Annotated in this window: 18 protein-coding genes; 9 read left to right on the top strand and 9 right to left on the bottom strand. The window is 65.5% G+C overall.

From position 1 onward, the window contains the following. Positions 1-384 precede the first annotated feature (384 nt). The 4 genes from K420_RS0101965 to K420_RS0101950 are packed head-to-tail and all read left to right on the top strand — an operon-like array spanning position 385 to position 3,311. A complete protein-coding gene (locus tag K420_RS0101965) occupies positions 385-1,608 on the top strand; it encodes an MFS transporter (RefSeq protein ID WP_027456569.1) in 1,224 nt (407 codons plus the stop codon). Further along, positions 1,605-2,135: a DUF3833 domain-containing protein gene (locus K420_RS0101960; RefSeq protein WP_027456568.1), complete on the top strand. Its 531-nt coding sequence runs from the start codon at positions 1,605-1,607 to the stop codon at positions 2,133-2,135. Before K420_RS0101965 ends, K420_RS0101960 begins: the two co-directional genes overlap by 4 nt. Further along, on the top strand, positions 2,132-2,887 hold the full coding sequence (locus K420_RS0101955; protein WP_027456567.1) for an SDR family NAD(P)-dependent oxidoreductase: 756 nt from the start codon (positions 2,132-2,134) through the stop codon (positions 2,885-2,887). Before K420_RS0101960 ends, K420_RS0101955 begins: the two co-directional genes overlap by 4 nt. A 1-nt stretch (position 2,888) precedes the next feature. After that, positions 2,889-3,311 (top strand): nuclear transport factor 2 family protein, encoded by a 423-nt coding sequence (locus tag K420_RS0101950; protein ID WP_027456566.1) that lies wholly within the window; start codon positions 2,889-2,891, stop codon positions 3,309-3,311. A 33-nt stretch (positions 3,312-3,344) separates the two neighbouring features. On the opposite strand, the gene K420_RS17855 is transcribed toward K420_RS0101950, so the two are convergent. The 7 genes from K420_RS17855 to K420_RS0101915 all read right to left on the bottom strand — a co-directional run bounded on the left by K420_RS17855 (position 3,345) and on the right by K420_RS0101915 (position 10,784). Beyond that, positions 3,345-6,302: a PAS domain S-box protein gene (locus tag K420_RS17855; RefSeq protein WP_084019526.1), complete on the bottom strand. Its 2,958-nt coding sequence runs from the start codon at positions 6,300-6,302 to the stop codon at positions 3,345-3,347. Between the two features lie 311 nt (positions 6,303-6,613). Beyond that, positions 6,614-8,296 carry a potassium channel family protein gene (locus K420_RS0101940; protein ID WP_027456565.1) on the bottom strand — a complete coding sequence of 561 codons (1,683 nt, stop codon included), beginning with the start codon at positions 8,294-8,296 and terminating at the stop codon, positions 6,614-6,616. Positions 8,297-8,306: 10 nt separating this feature from the next. Next, the gene (locus tag K420_RS0101935; RefSeq protein ID WP_027456564.1) at positions 8,307-8,690 is read right to left on the bottom strand and encodes a DUF6394 family protein; all 384 of its coding nucleotides are present in this window, start codon (positions 8,688-8,690) and stop codon (positions 8,307-8,309) included. An 88-nt stretch (positions 8,691-8,778) separates the two neighbouring features. After that, complete coding sequence (locus K420_RS17850; RefSeq protein ID WP_035855146.1) at positions 8,779-9,444, bottom strand: BON domain-containing protein; 666 nt, start codon at positions 9,442-9,444, stop codon at positions 8,779-8,781. Further along, a complete protein-coding gene (locus tag K420_RS0101925) occupies positions 9,444-10,034 on the bottom strand; it encodes a phosphoheptose isomerase (RefSeq protein WP_027456563.1) in 591 nt (196 codons plus the stop codon). Before K420_RS0101925 ends, K420_RS17850 begins: the two co-directional genes overlap by 1 nt. Positions 10,035-10,078: 44 nt before the next feature. Beyond that, the gene (locus K420_RS0101920) at positions 10,079-10,444 is read right to left on the bottom strand and encodes an HIRAN domain-containing protein (RefSeq protein ID WP_027456562.1); all 366 of its coding nucleotides are present in this window, start codon (positions 10,442-10,444) and stop codon (positions 10,079-10,081) included. Continuing rightward, positions 10,422-10,784, bottom strand: a complete 363-nt coding sequence (locus K420_RS0101915; protein WP_027456561.1) for a YraN family protein — start codon at positions 10,782-10,784, stop codon at positions 10,422-10,424. The genes K420_RS0101920 and K420_RS0101915 overlap by 23 nt, the downstream gene beginning before the upstream one ends. Positions 10,785-10,805: 21 nt before the next feature. Here K420_RS0101915 and rsmI point away from each other — a divergent pair, with 21 nt between their 5' ends. Continuing rightward, a complete protein-coding gene (gene rsmI / locus K420_RS0101910; RefSeq protein ID WP_027456560.1) occupies positions 10,806-11,642 on the top strand; it encodes a 16S rRNA (cytidine(1402)-2'-O)-methyltransferase in 837 nt (278 codons plus the stop codon). Positions 11,643-11,648: 6 nt separating this feature from the next. Here the strand turns inward: rsmI and K420_RS0101905 are convergent, their stop codons facing one another. After that, positions 11,649-12,827: a radical SAM/SPASM domain-containing protein gene (locus tag K420_RS0101905; protein WP_051452910.1), complete on the bottom strand. Its 1,179-nt coding sequence runs from the start codon at positions 12,825-12,827 to the stop codon at positions 11,649-11,651. Positions 12,828-12,929: 102 nt separating this feature from the next. Here K420_RS0101905 and pyrC point away from each other — a divergent pair, with 102 nt between their 5' ends. From pyrC to K420_RS0101885, 4 genes are read left to right on the top strand one after another with little or no spacing between them, the layout of a single operon-like run. Then, positions 12,930-13,961 (top strand): dihydroorotase, encoded by a 1,032-nt coding sequence (gene pyrC / locus K420_RS0101900; RefSeq protein WP_027456558.1) that lies wholly within the window; start codon positions 12,930-12,932, stop codon positions 13,959-13,961. A gap of 11 nt (positions 13,962-13,972) precedes the next feature. Then, positions 13,973-14,413, top strand: coding sequence for a hypothetical protein (locus tag K420_RS0101895; RefSeq protein ID WP_027456557.1), 441 nt, complete (start codon positions 13,973-13,975; stop codon positions 14,411-14,413). Then, positions 14,410-15,186, top strand: coding sequence for a DUF3025 domain-containing protein (locus K420_RS0101890; protein ID WP_027456556.1), 777 nt, complete (start codon positions 14,410-14,412; stop codon positions 15,184-15,186). The genes K420_RS0101895 and K420_RS0101890 overlap by 4 nt, the downstream gene beginning before the upstream one ends. A 60-nt stretch (positions 15,187-15,246) precedes the next feature. After that, positions 15,247-15,873: a DUF1294 domain-containing protein gene (locus K420_RS0101885; RefSeq protein WP_027456555.1), complete on the top strand. Its 627-nt coding sequence runs from the start codon at positions 15,247-15,249 to the stop codon at positions 15,871-15,873. 17 nt (positions 15,874-15,890) lie between these two features. On the opposite strand, the gene leuA is transcribed toward K420_RS0101885, so the two are convergent. Then, positions 15,891-17,588 carry a 2-isopropylmalate synthase gene (leuA, locus tag K420_RS0101880; protein WP_027456554.1) on the bottom strand — a complete coding sequence of 566 codons (1,698 nt, stop codon included), beginning with the start codon at positions 17,586-17,588 and terminating at the stop codon, positions 15,891-15,893. Positions 17,589-17,656 lie beyond the last annotated feature (68 nt).

The following is a 17,656-nucleotide window of genomic DNA, read 5'->3' as shown; positions in this document are numbered from 1 at the left end:
AGCGTCTCACAAGGGGCCCGAAAGGCGTCGCGGAACAACCGGTAGCGTGGTTTTCCAAGCATGGTGTAGCGGCAGCGGTTTGTGCGCGTGGCGCTTTTCAGCTTCCCGTCGACAGCGCCGAGCAACGGAGGCGTTGGCGGAAAAAGGGCGAGGACTGTCTGAGGGGCGTAGCCCCGAGTTCCGCAGCCCCCGCCAACGACGAGTAGCGCAGGGAACCCGCACAGCGGGCGCTGACGCCGGGTCGCCTTTTCTTTGCGGACTTTCTTTTGGCGAAGCAAAAGAAAGTCCGGCGCGCCTCAAGCGCGAAAAACAACGGTTGCACGAGCGCCAAACCCACAAACCGTGGCCTGACCCCGGTTTGAAGAGCAGGGGAGCACTCTCCCCATGACCTCCCCCCGCATCCTCTCCTACGGTGCCCTGGGCCTCCCCCTGGCCTTCGCCGCCCTCCCCATCTACGTCCACATCCCCCATTTTTATGCCGAAACCACCGGCCTCAGCCTGGCCTTGCTCGGCACCATCCTGCTCGGTGCCCGCCTGCTCGATGCCTTCGTCGATCCCTGGCTCGGCTGGCTGGCCGACCGTCTGCCCCGGCGGGCGATGCTGGCGGTCGCGCTGCTGCCCTTCGCCCTCGGTTTCGTTGCCCTGCTCAACCCGCCATCGAGCGGGGTGGAAGCCTGGCTGCTCGCCTCGCTGGCCCTGACCTATCTCGGCTTTTCCGCTGCGACCGTGGCTTACCAAGCCTGGGGGGCGGATATCGGCCAGATGCCGGAACAACGTACCCGGTTGACCGCTGCCCGCGAGGGTTTCGGTCTGGTCGGCGTGGTACTCGCCGCCGCGCTGCCGTCCTTCCTGGCGAGCGAACTGGCCGAAGGCATCGCCCGGCTGGCCTGGCTGCTGCCGCCGCTCCTGCTCGCCGCCGCGGCGACGACCTTCCTGCGGGTCGGTGCCGGGACGCCGGCCGCGGTCGCCGGTGCGCCGCTCTGGCCCAGCCTGCGGCGGGTCTTTGCCGATTCCGCTTTTCGCCGGCTGCTGGCGGTCTTCGTCGCCAATGGCATTGCCGCTGCCTTGCCGGCCACGCTCTTCCTGTTCTTTGTCGCCGATGTACTGCAGGCGCCGGCGGCGAGCGGCGGCTTGCTGGCCCTGTATTTTGTCGCCGGGGCTTCATCGTTGCCGATCTGGGTGCGCCTGTCGGCTTCCTTCGGGCGTACGTCGGCCTGGCTCGCGGCGATGCTGCTCGCCATGCTGGCCTTCGCCGGGGCCAGCCTGCTCGGGCCGGGCGATCTCTATCCCTTTGCGCTGATCTGCCTCGCTTCCGGCCTGGCGTTGGGCGCCGACCTTGCCTTGCCGGCGGCGATTGCCGCCGATCTCGGCGAACGTCAGGGGCAGGCCGGGGCCTGTTTCGGGGTGTGGAATTTCGTCGCCAAGCTCAACCTGGCGCTCGCCGCTGGCCTGGCGCTGCCCCTGCTCGGCCAACTCGGCTACGTGCCCGGTGGAACGGGCGGGTTGCCGGCGCTGACCTTCACCTACGCCTTGCTGCCGCTCGCCTTCAAGGCCATCGCCGCCGCGCTGTTGTGGCGCTGGCGCGCTTCTCTGGAGATCCGAACATGAAACTGCTGACTGCTGCCCTGTTTTCCCTTGGCCTGACCGCCTGCGCCTCGACCGGGGTCGAGCAATACCGCGCCGAGCAGCCGGCCCTCGACCTGAAGACCTACCTGAATGGCACGCTCGACGCCTGGGGCATGTTCCAGGGGCGTTCCGGCGAGGTGAAGAAGCGCTTCCATGTCGTCATCGACGCCCAATGGCAGGGCGATACCGGCGTGCTCGACGAACACTTCCAGTGGTCGGACGGCACCACCTCGCGCCGGGTGTGGACGCTGAAACGCCAGCCGGACGGCACCTGGCGCGGCACCGCCGACGACGTGGTCGGCGAGGCCATCGGTGAAGTGGCCGGCAATGCGCTACGCTGGCGCTACGTGCTGGCCCTGCCGGTCGATGGCAAGACTTACCACGTCGATTTTGACGACTGGATGTTCCTGATGGACGACAAGGTGATGCTGAACCGGTCGTACATGTCCAAATGGGGTTTCAATCTCGGCGAAGTGACGCTCACCTTCGTCAAGCGAGGCGCGCCATGAACCCGCCGATCCGCGCGTGGCGCGCCAGGCGCGTCTGGCTGGTCGGTGCCTCGTCCGGCATCGGGGCTGCACTGGCGCAGGCCCTGGCCGAGCGCGGCGCCCGCTTGGCCTTGTCGGCACGCCGGGCGGACAAGTTGCAGACGTTGGGCATCGCCGACGCCTTGTGCGTTCCCTGTGACGCGACCGACGCCGCCAGCCTGGCCGAAGCCCGCCGGCAGGTCGTTGCCACGCTGGGCGGCATCGACCTCGTGATCTACCTGGCCGGCGACTATGTGCCGATGCGCGCTGACAGTTTCGATCTGGCGGTTGCCGAGCAGGTGCTCACCGTCAATTTCAACGGCGCCCTGCGCCTGGCGGCAGCCGTCCTGCCCGACCTGCAGCCGGGCGGCGGCATCGCCTTCGTGGCCAGCGTCGCCGGTTATCGCGGCCTGCCCAAGGCCCTGTGCTACGGGCCGGGCAAGGCGGCGCTGATCCACTTCGCCGAGTGCCTGTACCTCGATCTGGCGCCGAAGGGGATCGGCGTCTGGGCGATCAACCCGGGCTTCGTCTCCACCCCGCTCACGGCCAAGAACGATTTCACCATGCCGGCCCTGCAAACACCCGGGCAGGCGGCGCAGGCCATCATCGACGGCTTCGCGGCTGGGCATTTCGAGATTCACTTCCCCAAGCGTTTCACCCGCCTGCTCAAGCTCTTCGCCATCCTGCCCTACCGCTGGTATTTCCCCCTCATTCGCCGCTTTACCGGAGGCTGAGATGAACCTCGACCGCCTGATCGACTTTTACAACAGCTTCGCGCCGGACAGCGTGGCCCGTTTTCCCGAGTTCTACAGCCCCGATGCCTGGTTCAAGGATCCCTTCAACGAAGTGCGCGGTATTCCGGCCATCCAGCGCATCTTCAGCCACATGTTCAAGCAGGTCGACGAACCACGCTTCGTCGTGGTCGACCAGGTCGTCGATGCCGGCGGCGCCATGCTGGTCTGGGAGTTCTGCTTCCGGGTGCGGCTGTGGGGCAAGGGGCAGACGCAGGTCATGCGCGGCGTGTCGCACTTGCGTTTCGACGCCGACGGCAAGGTTTGCTACCACCGCGACTACTGGGACACCGGCGAGGAGCTGTACATGAAGCTGCCCGGCCTCGGTTTGCTGATGCGCGGCCTGCGCCGGGTGCTGGCGGCCTGAAAGCACGGCGTATCGGCGCCTTGCCGGTGGGCTTCAATCCTCCGCCCGCGCCAGCCAGTGATAGAGGCGCTCGAACAGTTGGTCGGGGTCGACCGGCTTGGCGATGAAATCCTTCATGCCCGCTTCTTCGCAGCGCAGGCGATCTTCGGCGAAGGCATTGGCGGTCATCGCGATGATCGGTACGGTGGCGCGGCCGGGCAGGGCGAGGATGCGGCGTGCCGCCTCCAGGCCGTCCATGACCGGCATCTGCATGTCCATCAGGATCACGTCGTAATCGCTCGCTTGCGCCCTGGCCAGGGCCTCGGCACCGTTTTCCGCCGCATCGACGATCAACCCGGTGTCGGCGAGCAGCGCGAAGGCGACCTCGCGGTTGATCTCGTCGTCCTCGACGAGCAGGACCCGGCGCCCGGTGAAGCGCTCGGCGATCGCCCGGTCGTCGACCTTGGCCGGCTCGACGGCCCCGGGCAGCTCACCGTGCGGGTCCTTCTTCAGGCGGGCCGAGAACCAGAACAGGCTGCCCTGGCCCGGCGTGCTGGAAAAGCCGGTGTCGCCTCCCATCAGCTCGGCCAGCTTCCGGGTGATCGCCAGGCCCAACCCGGTACCGCCGTACTTGCGCGTCGTCGAGTTGTCGGCCTGCTCAAAGGCGCTGAACAGGCGGCCCTGTGCGTCGGGGGCGACGCCGATGCCGGTGTCCTCGACCTCGAACCGGATGACCACCGCCTCCGGCTCCTCGGCCAGCAGCCGGGTGCGGAAGGCGATGTGGCCGGATTCGGTGAATTTGACGGCATTGCTCGCGAAATTGAGCAGCGCCTGCTGCAGGCGGGTCGGATCGCCGAGTACACCACAGGGCAGCGGGGCGATGTCGCGGATCAGTGCCAGCTGCTTGGCGTCGGCTCGCTCCTGGATCATCGAGCAGACATTGCCGATCAGGCTGCCGAGATTGACGCGGGTTTCTTCCAGGGCGAACTTGCCGGCCTCGATTTTCGACAGGTCGAGCACGGCGTTGATGATGTCGAGCAGGTGTTCGCTGGCGCTCTCGATGCGGTCCAGGCGTTCGGCCTGCTCCGGCGTGCAGCCGGCGCGGCGCAGCAGATGTGACATGCCGGTGATGGCGTTGAGCGGCGTGCGGATTTCATGGCTCATGTTGGCCAGGAAGGCGCTCTTCGACTGATTGGCCTTTTCCGCAGCTTCCTTGGCGACGCTCAGTTCGTAGGTGCGCTCGGCGACCAGTCGTTCCAGGTCCAGGCGGTAGTTCTCCAGTTCGGTGATGTCGCGGATCGCGCCATAGAGCACTGCCTCGCCATCCGGGCCGAGCTCGATTTCCGCCACGCTGTGCAGGAAGTGCAGCGAACCGTCGCGGTGCTGGGCGCGGACAACGAAGGCGCTGCTCTCGCCGGCTTGCAGCTGGGAGATCTGGCGGGCGAAAAGCGGTTGGTCGTCGGTGCAGACGAAATCGCGCCAGCTGCCGCGCTGGCGGATTTCCGCCGCGCTGTAGCCGAACAGCTTTTCGGCCTGGCCGCCGATCCAGTCGATGCGGAACGCGCCCTCGTCGTCGCGCCGGCAGGAGTAGATCAGGTCGCTGCTCATCGACGAAATGCGCCGGAAGCGGCTCTCGTTTTCGAGCAGAGCCTCCTGTGCCCGCTTGTGTTCCGTCATGTCGCTGCAGAAACCCATGACCCGTTCGCCGGGCAGCATGATGGTGCGCAGCGTCGTATGGATCAGATGCCCGTCCTTGCAGCGCAGGGTGATTTCGCTGTCACTCACGCGGCTGCGCTTGTTGTGCTCGTACTGCACCTCGTGCGTGGCCAGCAGGTTGGGCGGCGCCAGGTCGCGGATATTCATCTGCAGCAATTCGTCGCGGCTATAGCCGACCAGTTCGCAGCCGGCCGGATTGACGTCCACGTAGTCGCCCTGGGCGTCGGCGACGAAAATGCCGACCGGGGCCGATTCGACATAGCTGCGGAAACGCGCCTCGGATTCGACCAGGGCGGCGGTGTGTTCGAGATTGCGCTGCCAGTGGCGGTACATCAGCCAGGCGGCGGCCAGGCTGAGCAGGAAAAAGGCGCTGACAAACAGGATGACGTTGCGCCGCTCCTCGCGCCAGACGTCCAGGTAATCCGCCGGTGCCCGGCCGACGGCCAGGATGTAGGGCAGGCCCTCGATGCGGCGGAAGGCATAGCTCCTTTCGATGCCGTCCGGTGGGTTGAGGGTGTGGAAATGCCCTTCCTTGACGCCGGAATCGAGGATGGCGAGGAATTCGCGCGACACCGTTCGGTCGCCGATCGTCCCGGCCGGGCCATCAATAGCCGGGTAGCGTGTCGCCAGGCTGTGGTTGAGATGCCGGATGATGGCCGAGCCGTGCGGCCCGAGTTTCAGCGTGGACAACTGATCGTAGAAATGGGAGAGCGCGACGGTGGCATTGATGACGCCGGCCAGGCTGCCATCCGGCTTGCGGTAGGAGCGGGTGAAGGGAATCACCCAGATGTTCGACACCCGGCCGATGACCGGTTCGCCGACCACCATGGCCCGGCCCGGCGCAACCTGATGTGCGGCGAAGAAGGGGCGGTCGGCATAGGTTTCCTGCGTTTCCGACGTGACCCCCTTGCCCCAGCGCAGGCGGCCCGTCGCGTCGGTGACCCGGAAGGCATCCACTTCCGGCAACTGCTCGCTCTGCAAGGCGAGTACATGCGCGACCTCCACCGGGTCGATGCCGCCCTGTTCCTGTTCGTGCTCCAGCATATGCACGATGTTGAGCAGGGCAAGGTCGATGCGGCGCGCACTGTCCGCAACGTTCTGCTCGATCAGGAAAGCCAGGTTGGTCGTCGACTCGCGTACCTTTTCCAGCGTCCGGGCATGGCTGTAGAGCAGGCTCTGGATGCCGATGGCGAGGATGACCAGGTTGACGACGACGACGCCCGCCACCAATTGCCAGAAGGCGCGCCCTCGCGTTGCCCGAGATGCGGCGGCAGGCGGCCGGTTCACATCAGGCATGGCGGCCGTCCTGAAGCTGTTGTGCGTATGAATTTGGCATAATTCCCAATAATGGAATTTGGTGGATAAATTTGCCACATTTTAATGTAGGCTAAGCAGGGCGTGTGCAGTTTTGCTCCTTCAGTACTGGAAGCCGGTAACCCGCAGCGGGTGCTGAAATCTGCCCTTCAATGCCAGGGCGTCGGGGAAACCGGAGGGGCGTGGCGCCAGGAGAAAGCAGCAGGTGGGGCTGCCGGGTCAGAAGCGTTTCGGTGCGGCTGTCCGCGCGTAGCTAATGTGTGAGTTGCTCGCGGGGTGCCGAGGCCGCCGGATCAATGCGCAGCCAGCAGCTTGCCGAGCAGGCTGCCGGATTTCTCGTGGCCGTGCAGCACGTATTCCAGTTCGTTGGCGTTGCGCAGCGTCAGTTCCAGGTTGCGCTGGGCGCTCAGCGGGCTGGCGAAGAGCAGCTGGTCGCCGGCCTGCAGGGCTTCGTCGTCGTCCGGCAACAGGCGGCAGGCATCGCCGCGTTCGATCATCAGCGGCACGACCGGCAGACGGCGACTGCGCTCCGTGCCATCGATCAGCAAGTCGCCGACCCGGATGGGCTGGTCATGCATCAGGGCCTGCCAGGCGGCGGGCGCCTCGGCGGCGTTGAGGCGGTTGTCCCAGACGACCGGTGTCCGGCCGCCACAGGCCTCGCTCAGTCGTTCAGCCAACTGGTGGCAGGCGGCTTCGTCGAGGTGCGGCAGGCGTTCGAGAAAGCGGGCGAGCAGCGGGGCGGTGAGCAGGGCGATGCACTCCTGCGCGATGATCCGGCTGGGCAGCACGGTGAAATCGGCGGCATAGGCATCGAACAACGCCGCATTGGCCGCCTGGTTCTGGCGGGCGACAACGAACAGGTCCGGCTTGAGCTCGGCGGCGGTCACGGCGATCGACAGGTTGTTGATGTCGTTGTTGCTGCCGGCGACGATACCGTCGGCCTTTTCAATACCGGCCTGGCGCAGGGTGGATGCCTCGGTGCCGTCGCCGGTGATGTCGTGGTCGCTATCCCGGGCGCTGGAGTCGATGATGGTCAGCGCGATGCCGTTGTTGCGCAGGCGGCTGGCGATGGCATGGCCGAAACGCCCGTAGCCGCAGAGAATCCAGTGCCCGCGCGGCGGCCGGTGTGGCTCGGGGAGGGCGGTTTCCGGCAGGCTGGTGAGCAGTTCGATCAGCCGGAAGCGCTCCGGTGCGGCGATGGCCAGCGCCAGGCTGTCGGCGAAGCGCTCGAACGGATTGATGATGTGGTCGGTACCGAAGGAGGCCATGTTGGCCGCCGTCGCCGCCAACTCGGCGCGGGCGATGACCGGGATTTTCGGGTTGAGCAGGCGGACAGCGATGGCAATGGCCAGGTTGCTCTGGTCGTCGTTGGTCATCGCCAGCACGCCCCGGCATTTCGGGTGATTCAGGCCGGCCAGCTTGAGGTTGTCGGGCAGCCGCGCATCGGCCGCGAGGGCCGGCGTATCGGTCTTGAAATCGAGCAGGTCGAGTTCCTCGACGCGCATTTCGTCCTTTTCCAGCACCACGAAAGCCTGTCCGACATGGTCGAAGCTGCGGGCGATCAGGCCGCCCGTCTCGCCGCAGCCGCAGATCAGGTAGAAGTCCTCTTTGGTCTGCCGGACCCGCCGGGCGAAGCGGTTGGTGGTCAGCGTGTTCTGGAAGCCCTTGTCCTGGAGCAGGGCGATCAGCGTGACGACCGAATACGACCAGCCGACCACGGTCAGGTAGATGCAGACCATCACCCACAGTCTCTGCGCGTCCGAAAAGGCGACCGGAATTTCGCCGAAGCCGATGGTCGTTGCCGTGTAGCTGATGAAATAGAAGGCGTGGAAGAAGCTCATCGGCGGCGTCGGCTTGCCGTCGGCGTCGACACCCGGCACCAGCGTCAGGCCGATCACCGAAATGGCGTAGATGACGATGAGCACGATGATCGGCGCCCGCATGCGCCGGAGCACCAGGAAGAAGGCGCTGTTCATGATGGCGGCCTCAGCGGCGCAGCATCACCGTTTCGACGATCAGGATGACGACGGAGACGATGTTGGCGAACAGCGCGCCGCCCGACAGCGACACGACGCTGGAGGTGACATGCGGCGTCATGCCGACGCCCGTGACATGCACGGCAACGCCCCAGGTGATGGCGGCGGCGATCAGCTGCAGATCGGCGACCAGGCTGGTGGACAGGTGGATGGCGCCGATCTGCGTACGGTCGCCGAATTTGAGCGCCGTGGCGATCAGGCTGACGACCAGCGCGGCCGCGAGTTCATAGACGCTGTGCAGTTCCGGGTTGCCGATGTCCCCGATGAAGAAACCGAAGTTGAGCGTTGCCGCCAACAAAATGAAGAAACCGAAAATGACTTTTTCGAGATTCATGGAGCCCCCTCCCCCAAACGATCAGGGCGCCCCGGCGGTGATCGCCGGGACGCCCTGTCAGCTTACTCCCGTTGTGCGGCGGCGGGAATCAGCGATTCTCGACCGGCGCGCTGGCCGGCGGCGTCTTGCGGGCGCCGAGTACCTGCTGGTCGAGGCGGCGGGTTTCGTCCTCGCCGACCACTTCCAGCACATTAACCACCTTGACGACACCGGCCGTTGTGCGGGCGACGGCGATGGCGACCTTGGCTTCGCGCTCGTTGACAATGCCCATCAGGAAGACGATGCCGCGCTCGGTCAGCACCTTGATGTGGTTGGCCGAGATCTGGTTGCTATCGACCAGGCGGGCCTTGACCTTGGAGGTGATGAAGCTGTCGTTGCTGCGGCTGGAGAGCGGGGTGGCCGGGCCGATGCCGAGTTCGTTGTAGACGTCCTTGACGCCCTCGATCTTGCGCACTTCGCTTTCGATGACCGACTTGGCTTCCTCGTTCGGTACCTCGCCGGTGATCAGCAGGCGACGGTTGAAGGACGTGAAATTGACGTGTGCCGTGTCCTTGTACTGGGCCGGCACGTGGTTGTTGGCCTTCCATTCCGTCGTTTCGTCGTCGGTCTGTGTGCCGGTCGACCGGCGGTCGTGGGCCGACATCACGCCGCTCGCCGCGGCGGTGCCGAGCAGGGCGACTTCGACGCAACCCTGCAGGCCGGGCAGGGCGACGATCAGGGCGAGGGCGGCCAGGCTCAGTTTGGCTTTTTGCATCATTCGACTCCCAACAAAAGTGCGTCGATCCCGTCGCACAGGCAGTGGATGGCAACCAGGTGAGTTTCCTGAATACGTGCCGTACGGTCGGCCGGCACGCAAAGGTGGATATCGTCGTCGCGCAGCATCTCGCCGATCTGGCCGCCGCCCTTGCCGGTCAGCGCGACGACGCGCATGTCGTGCTCGTGGGCCGCCTTGATCGCCTCGATGACGTTGGCGGAATTGCCCGAGGTCGAGATGGCGAGCAGCACGTCGCCGGCGTGACCGAGGCCGCGCACCTGCTTGGAGAAGATCTGGTTGAACGAATAGTCGTTACCGACGGCAGTCAGGATCGAGCTGTCGGTGGTCAGCGCGATGGCTGCCAGTTCCTGGCGCTCGGCCTCGAAGCGGCCGATCAGTTCGGCGGCGAAATGCTGCGAGTCGCCGGCCGAGCCGCCGTTGCCGCAGGCGAGAATCTTGCCGCCGTTGATCAGGCAGTGGAACATCGTCTCGATGGCGGCGGCGATCGGTGCGGCCATCGCGTCGACGGCATTGAGCTTGGTTTGGGCGCTGTCCTCGAAATTCCTGGCAACGCGGGCGATCAAATCCATATCGGTCAAGGGCTTGGGGCTGTAGAAGATCGCATCATTCTACCTCACAGCTCGATGAAGACTTCGAAGGCCACCCGTTGCCAGGGGTTTTTGTTGTCGCTCACCGACGACACGCGCGCTGTCAGGCGGTCGCCGGCATCGAGTGCTGCGGCGATGACCCGATTCTCGGTGCGCGGCACATAACCCAGCGTGTGGCCGCGCCATTCGACGCGGATGGCGTGGCGGTCATGGCGGTTGTCCGCTTCGCGCACCAGCGCCAAGGCGTCACCCGGCCGGATCTCCTGCCACACCGTGCTCAACGCGTAATACTGGCTGCCGGCCAGCGGCGAATGCTGGATCAGCACGCGCCCGCCTTCGGCCCGCGAGACGCCGAGCCAGAACAGCAGGCTAAGCGTCAGCAGAAAACGCATTTTTCAGCCATGCCAGCCGTTCGCCCTCGATCAGCACGCAATCGAAGCGGCAATCGCATTCCGGCTGGCCGGCCAAGTAATGCTGGGCGGCGAGGATGATGCGCCGCTGCTTGGTCGTCGTGATGCTGGCCGCCGCGCCGCCGAAATCGCTGCGGCTGCGCAGGCGCACCTCGACGAAAACCAGTGCCTTGCCGTCGCGGCAGATCAGGTCGATCTCGCCACCGCGCACCCGGAAATTACGCACCACGACGCGCAGGCCGTGGCGCTCCAGATGGCGTGCCGCCCTGTCTTCGGCTTCGCGGCCGCGGGCGGTGGTGGTATCGTCGGCTTTTGTTCGCATGCCCAAACTATGACGGAATCCATGACGCAGGAATGCGCCGCATTGTATGTCGTCCCGACCCCGCTCGGGAACCTGGCCGATCTCACCCGCCGCGCCGAGGAAATCCTGCGCAGCGTGCCCTGGGTGGCAGCCGAAGACACCCGGCACAGCGGCCCGCTGCTCAAGCAACTCGGCGCCCGGGCCCGCACCCTGCCGGCGCACCAGCACAACGAAAACGAAGCGGCCGCCCGCATCGTTGAAAAACTGCAGGCCGGCGAATCCGTCGCCCTGATTTCCGACGCCGGTACCCCCGGCATCTCCGATCCCGGCGCCCGCATCGTCGCCGCCGTGCGCGAAGCCGGTGGCCGCGTCGTGCCGTTGCCCGGCCCCTGTGCCGCCACCACGGCGCTCTCCGCCTCCGGCCTGCTCGACGAGCACTTCCTGTTCTACGGTTTCCTGCCCGCCAAATCCGGCCAGCGCCGCCAGGCCCTCGAAGCCCTGTCCGACATCCCGGCGGCCCTCGTTTTCTACGAAGCCCCGCACCGCGTACTCGATACCGTGGCCGATCTGGCCAGCGTTTTCGGCCAGCGCACCCTGGTCATCGGCCGCGAACTGACCAAGCTGTTCGAAACCATCCATTCCCTGCCGCTGCCCGAGGCGCTGGACTGGCTGAAGGCCGACCCCAACCGCCAGCGCGGCGAGTTCGTGCTGATGCTGTCCGGCGCCAGCGGCGAGGCCGACAGCGGCGAAGGCGAGCGCGTCCTCAAGCTGCTGCTGGCGGATGGCCTGCCCACCAAGCAGGCCGCGAAGCTCGCCGCGAGCATTACCGGGGCGTCAAAAAACGCGCTGTACGACCTGGCGCTGAGTCTGAAGGGCTGATGTCGCTCAGGGCATGATCTCGACGTACTCGTAAACCTCGCAGTCGGTGATCTGCCGGCGTAGCGGCACGGGCAGGCGAGCGAACCACGCTTGCGGGTCGTGCTTGTCGATCTCGCGGCCCATGAAACGTAACAGGTCGCAGATCGGCTCAACGACGTTGGCGCGATAGCGCAGGTCGTTCTTGACGTAGCCCAGCCAGAGGTTCTTCATGCAGTTGCGGCGGCACCACGAGAAGGCCTCGCAACCTTCGCAGGGCATGCTGGCGGCGGGTTGCAGCGGACTCTTCTTCAGCCAGTTGCTGCGCACGTCGCCCATCTGCATGTCGTGGGCGTACATCATGTCCGGGCAGGGGTAGATCTGGCCGTTGGGCATGACGTTGATCAGGTGGGTCGACACGCGGCATTGCGTCAGGCCGGCGTAGAGTTCCTGGCCACGCGTCGGCAGCACCTTGTTGCGGACGATGCCCATCAGCGGGATCAGCGGGTAGAGCACGTCGGTGCGCGAGAAGAATTTTTCGATCAGCGGCACCAGCACGGCCTGGCGTTGCTCGACGGAATCGCCGGCATACATCTCGTCGGCGACGAACTGCCAGTACAGGTAGTCGAAATGGCCGTCGGCGCTGACCAGTTCATCGAGTTCCTCGAACGTGGTGGCCGGGTTGCCCCAGGTGACGCGGGCGGTCACCGTGCCGCCGATCTTGTCGCGCACCGCCGCCAGGTTCTTCAGCACCTGCCGGTAGATGCCGCGGCCGCGATAGCCGTCGGTGGTCGCCTCGCTGCCGTCAATCGAGACGAGGATGTTGGACAGCCGGCCGAGCGCCCAGTCGGGCAGGCCGTCGAGTAGCGTACCGTTGGTCTGTAACTGGAAGCGGAAGAGCGGGAAGCGCTGCATGACCTCCAGCATCATGTCGAGATTCAGCGTCGGCTCGCCGCCGTAGAAGGTGACGTACACCTCCTTGCCCTGCAGATGCTTGTCCACGAAGGCGGCCAGTTCGTCGACGGTGTATTCGACGTGGTTCTGCGAGCCGAGCACGTCGCCGACGCCGAGCGAGCAATAGGTGCATTTCAGGTTGCACTTGAGCGTGGTCAGCAGTTGCAATTCAACCCGGCCGCCGATGATGGGATCCGGGTCGGATGCGGGAATGCGGCGGGAAGCGGGATGGGGCTGCAGTACGATGTCGGTCATGGGGTGTCCTCACGGGAAGCCGGGGATTCTAATGAAGCCGGGGCCGTGGGTCTGTCCTCCTTTCGGCCTGTTAGAATGCGACTATTGGAGGATGTCCCGAGTATGCAACTGACCATTACCCGTCCCGACGACTGGCACCTGCACCTGCGCGATGGCGAGGCGCTGGCCGCCGTTCTGCCGCACACCGCCCGCCAGTTCGGCCGGGCCATCGTGATGCCCAACCTGAAGCCGCCGGTCACCACCGTCGAGCAGGCTGCTGCCTACCGCGATCGTATCCTGGCCGCGCTCCCGGCCGGCCTGGCCTTCGAGCCGCTGATGACGCTGTACCTGACCGACAACACCCCGCCGGCCGAAATCGCCAGGGCGGCCGCCTCCGGCTTCGTCAAGGCTGTCAAGCTCTACCCCGCCGGGGCGACGACCAATTCCGACGCCGGCCTGACCGCCATCGAGAAGGCCTATGACACGCTGGCCGAAATGGAGCGCGTCGGCCTGCCGCTGCTCGTGCACGGCGAGGTCACCGATCCGAAGGTCGATCTCTTTGACCGCGAGAAGGTCTTCATCGACACTGTCCTGGCGCCGCTCACCCAGCGTTTCCCGAAACTGAAGGTGGTGATGGAACACATCACGACCCAGGATGCCGCCGAGTTTGTCGCATCCACGCCGGCCAACGTCGGCGCGACGATCACCGCCCACCACCTGCTCTACAACCGCAACGCCATCTTCCAGGGCGGCGTGCGGCCGCACTGGTATTGTCTGCCGGTGCTGAAGCGCGAAACGCACCGCGAGGCGCTGGTCGCCGCGGCCATTTCCGGCAATCCCAAGTTCTTCCTCGGCACCGACTCGGCGCCGCACGCCAAGGGCGCCAAGGAGGCGGCCTGCGGCTGCGCTGGCTGCTACACCGCCTATGCCGCCATCGAGCTCTACGCCGAAGCCTTCGAACAGGCCGGTGCGCTCGACAAGCTGGAAGGCTTCGCCAGCTTCCACGGCCCGGACTGGTACGGCTTGCCGCGCAACACCGACACCATCACGCTGGCCAAAGAAAGCTGGACGGTGCCGGCCGATTACCCGTACCTGAGCACCGACACCATCGTGCCGCTGCGGGCCGGCGAAACCCTGACCTGGAAAATGCGCTAAGGAAAATCATCATGCGTCTGCGCCATCTGCTGCTTCCCTTGCTGGCCGCCCCGTTGCTGACCGCCTGCGTGAACGATGGCGCGACGTATGAAATCGACAACAGCCGTGAGCATGTCCTGTCGCTGATCCGCGAACAGCCCTATTTCTGGGACAGCAAGGTCAACCTGTTCTTCGTCGTCTCGCGCATGCCGGTCTGCATGCGCCGCCACAGCCTGGGCGTCGGCACCGACAAGACCCGGGTCGAGGTTTACCAGGTGCCGTCCGGCGCTTTCATCATCAAGGCGGGCAAGAAGATGTTTGCCACCGAGACGCAGACCTGCGAGAGCTGGGCGAAGATGGACAGCGAGCCGGCCGAGGGCATGGGCACCCTGATGGGTACCTTCCGCCTCAAAAAGGGCGTGCTGACCTTCGTCAAGGAAGAGGGCGCCGACAAGCCTGCCACTGACGAGTGAGCACCGGCTCCCCCTACCCGTCCTTCCTGTTCGACCCGCTGCGGCACTGGCTGGATCAATTGCCGCCCCGGCCCGATAGTGCGGCGCTTGTCGCGCTGGCCGAGCAGCATCCCCGCCATGTCGCCAGTGGCCAGCGCGTCCGCTTTGTACCACCGCAGGATGACGGCAAGGCCTATGAATGCCGCATCTGGGAGCGCGGCGAAGTCGAGACCCGCCCCGACAACTGGCACGACTTCTTCAACGCCTTGGTCTGGCTGAGTTTTCCGCAGACCAAGAATGCCATCAGCGCCGCCCATGTGCGGGCCATGCAACAGCCGGGCGAACTCCGCGGCCGGGTGCGCGACGCGCTGACCCATTTCGACGAATGCGGCATCGTCGTGCTGTCAGCCCAGCCCCAGCTGCTCAACCTGTTGCGCGATTTCCGCTGGCGCGAGCTGTTCGTCGAGCAGCGGGCCGCCGTCCGCCGCGACATGCGTTTCGTCGTTTTCGGCCACGCCACCTACGAGGCGCTGCTGGCGCCTTTTCGCGGCCTGACGGCCAAGGCCGTCCTCTACGAGGTCGATGCCAGCTGGCTGGCATGGCCACGGGCCGAGCAGGTCGCCGCCGTCGATCGCTGGCTGGCCGCCGACATGGCCGCCGGTCGTTTCGTTCGCCCGCGCGACTTCCACCCCCTGCCGCTGCTGGGTATCCCCGGTGTCGTGCCGGAGAGTGAAGACGCCACCTATTACGACGATACCTGGCAATTCCGGCCGGGCCGGCGGGCGCTGGTTTAACACCCTGTGCGTGAGTGGTGAAATGGTGCAAAATTTGCGTTTTGCATAGAGGTACGTCGGGTGAAGATCGAGGGACAGCTGACCCGTTGGGATGATGAGCGCGGCTTCGGGTTCATTACTCCCTATAACGGTGGCCAGGAAGTTTTTGTGCACATCAAATCGTTTCCTCCTGGCAGCCCTCGCCCGACAATCGGCGAGCAGTTGGCTTTCGAGATTGAACTGAACGGCGATGGAAAAAAGCGCGCAGTGCGTGTCAGCCGGTTGATGAAGCGCCGTCCTGCGGTTAAATCGAAAGTGTCGGGCGACAGCGTGAGAGGGCAGATATCCCTGCTGCCTATCGTGCTATTCGCCCTGCTGCTGCTTGGGCTCGGTACGCTCTGGAAACTGCCCGCATACTGGTTTGCCGTCTACGGCGCGGCCAGCCTGGTCAGCTTTGCCCTGTATGCCTGGGATAAATCGGCTGCCGCCCATGGCGCCTGGCGAACGCCGGAGTCGACGTTGCATCTGTGGGCCCTGGTCGGTGGTTGGCCGGGGGCTTTGCTGGCGCAGCGGCTGATTCGCCACAAGTCGGTCAAGGCCGAATTCCGGGCGGTCTTCTGGGGGACGGTCGCACTCAATGTCGCGGCGCTGATCTGGCTGGCTTCGCCGGGTGGGCGAATGTGGCTGGCCGGGATGTCCATCGGCTGAACATCCCGGGGTGGGCGTTACGCCGCCTGTTCCGCCCGGCCGGCGAGGCCGAGGCGGTTGATGCCGCTGATGATGGCCTTGAGCGAGGCGGTGACGATGTTGCTGTCGATGCCGACGCCGAAGGTTTCCCCCCGGCCGCTGGCCGCCATCTCGACGATGGCGCAGGCGCGGGCGTTGCCGTCCTCGCCCATCGGTACCATCGAGCGTTCCTCGTAGCTGCGTACCTGGACCTTGATGCCGGCCGTTTCGAGGGCGTGCATGGCGGCGTTGATCGGGCCGTTGCCTTCGCCGGTGAGGAGGTGCGGCACGCCGTTGATGTCGACCGAGAGGCGGATGCCCTGGCGCATGTCTTCTCCATGGCCGTGTTCGAAGAGATGATGTTCGCGATAGCGCACCGGGCTGGTCGCGTCGAGGTAGGCGGCGCTGAACAACTGCCAGATGTCGCCGGCGCTCACCTCGCCGCCGTGGGTGTCGGTGTGCTTCTGCACCACACCGGAAAACTCGACCTGCAAGCGACGCGGCATGACGATGCCGTGTTCGGTTTCCATCAGGTAGGCGATGCCGCCCTTGCCCGACTGGCTGTTCACCCGGATCACCGAATCGTAGCTGCGGCCGACGTCGGCCGGGTCGATCGGGAGGTAGGGCACTGCCCATTGCTCGTCCGCCTTTTGAGCAGAGAACCCCTTCTTGATGGCGTCCTGGTGGGAGCCGGAGAAGGCCGTGAATACGAGATCCCCGACGTACGGGTGGCGCGGATGGATCGGGAGCTGGCTACAGTGTTCGAAGGTGCGGGCAACGGCATTGATGTCCGAGAAATCGAGACCCGGATGAACGCCTTGCGTGTACATGTTGAGGGCGAGGGTGACGAGGTCGACGTTGCCGGTCCGCTCGCCGTTGCCGAAGAGGCAGCCCTCGACACGGTCGGCGCCGGCCATGAGGCCGAGTTCGGCGGCGGCGACGGCGGTGCCGCGGTCGTTGTGCGGGTGGAGGCTGATGATGACGCTGTCGCGACGTTCGAGATGGCGATGCATCCACTCGATCTGGTCGGCGTAGATGTTCGGCGTGGCGATCTCGACCGTGGTTGGGAGGTTGAGGATGACCTTGCGCTCGGGGGTGGCGCCCCAGGTGGCGGTGACGGCGTCGCAGACTTCCTTGGCGAAATCGAGCTCGGTGGCGGTGAAGAGTTCCGGGCTGTATTCAAGCGTGATCTCGGTTTCCGGCATCGCCTCGGCTTCGGCCTTGATGAGCTGGACGGCCTCGACGGCCATCTGCACGACCTCGGCCTTGCTCATGTTGAAGACCGTGTCGCGGAAGGTCGGGCAGGTCGCGTTGTAGACGTGCACGATGGCCTTCTTGGCGCCCTTCAGGGCTTCGAAGGTGCGGCGAATGAGGTGTTCGCGGGCTTGCGTGAGCACTTCGATGGTCACGTCGTCCGGGATGTGGCCCCCCTCGATGAGCTGGCGGACGAAGCCGAATTCGGTTTCGGAGGCCGAGGGGAAGGCGACTTCGATTTCCTTGAAACCGATGGCGCAGAGCATCTTGAACATCTGCATCTTCTTGTCGGCATTCATTGGCTCGAAAAGCGCCTGGTTGCCGTCGCGGAGATCGGTGCTCATCCAGACCGGCGGCCGCTCGATGACGCGGTTCGGCCACTGGCGGTCGGTCATCCGGACCGGCGGAAAGGCGGTGTATTTGGTGGCGGGTTGGCGGATCATGGGGCAGCTCCAAAAAACTTTGCGATGGCGGAATCTTACGTAAAAGCGCGAAGCAGGTGCTTGCGTAT

Origin of the sequence: Dechloromonas agitata is5, from assembly GCF_000519045.1 — a bacterium.
Taxonomy (GTDB): domain Bacteria; phylum Pseudomonadota; class Gammaproteobacteria; order Burkholderiales; family Rhodocyclaceae; genus Azonexus; species Azonexus agitatus.
This window is presented reverse-complemented; position numbering and strand designations above follow the sequence as displayed.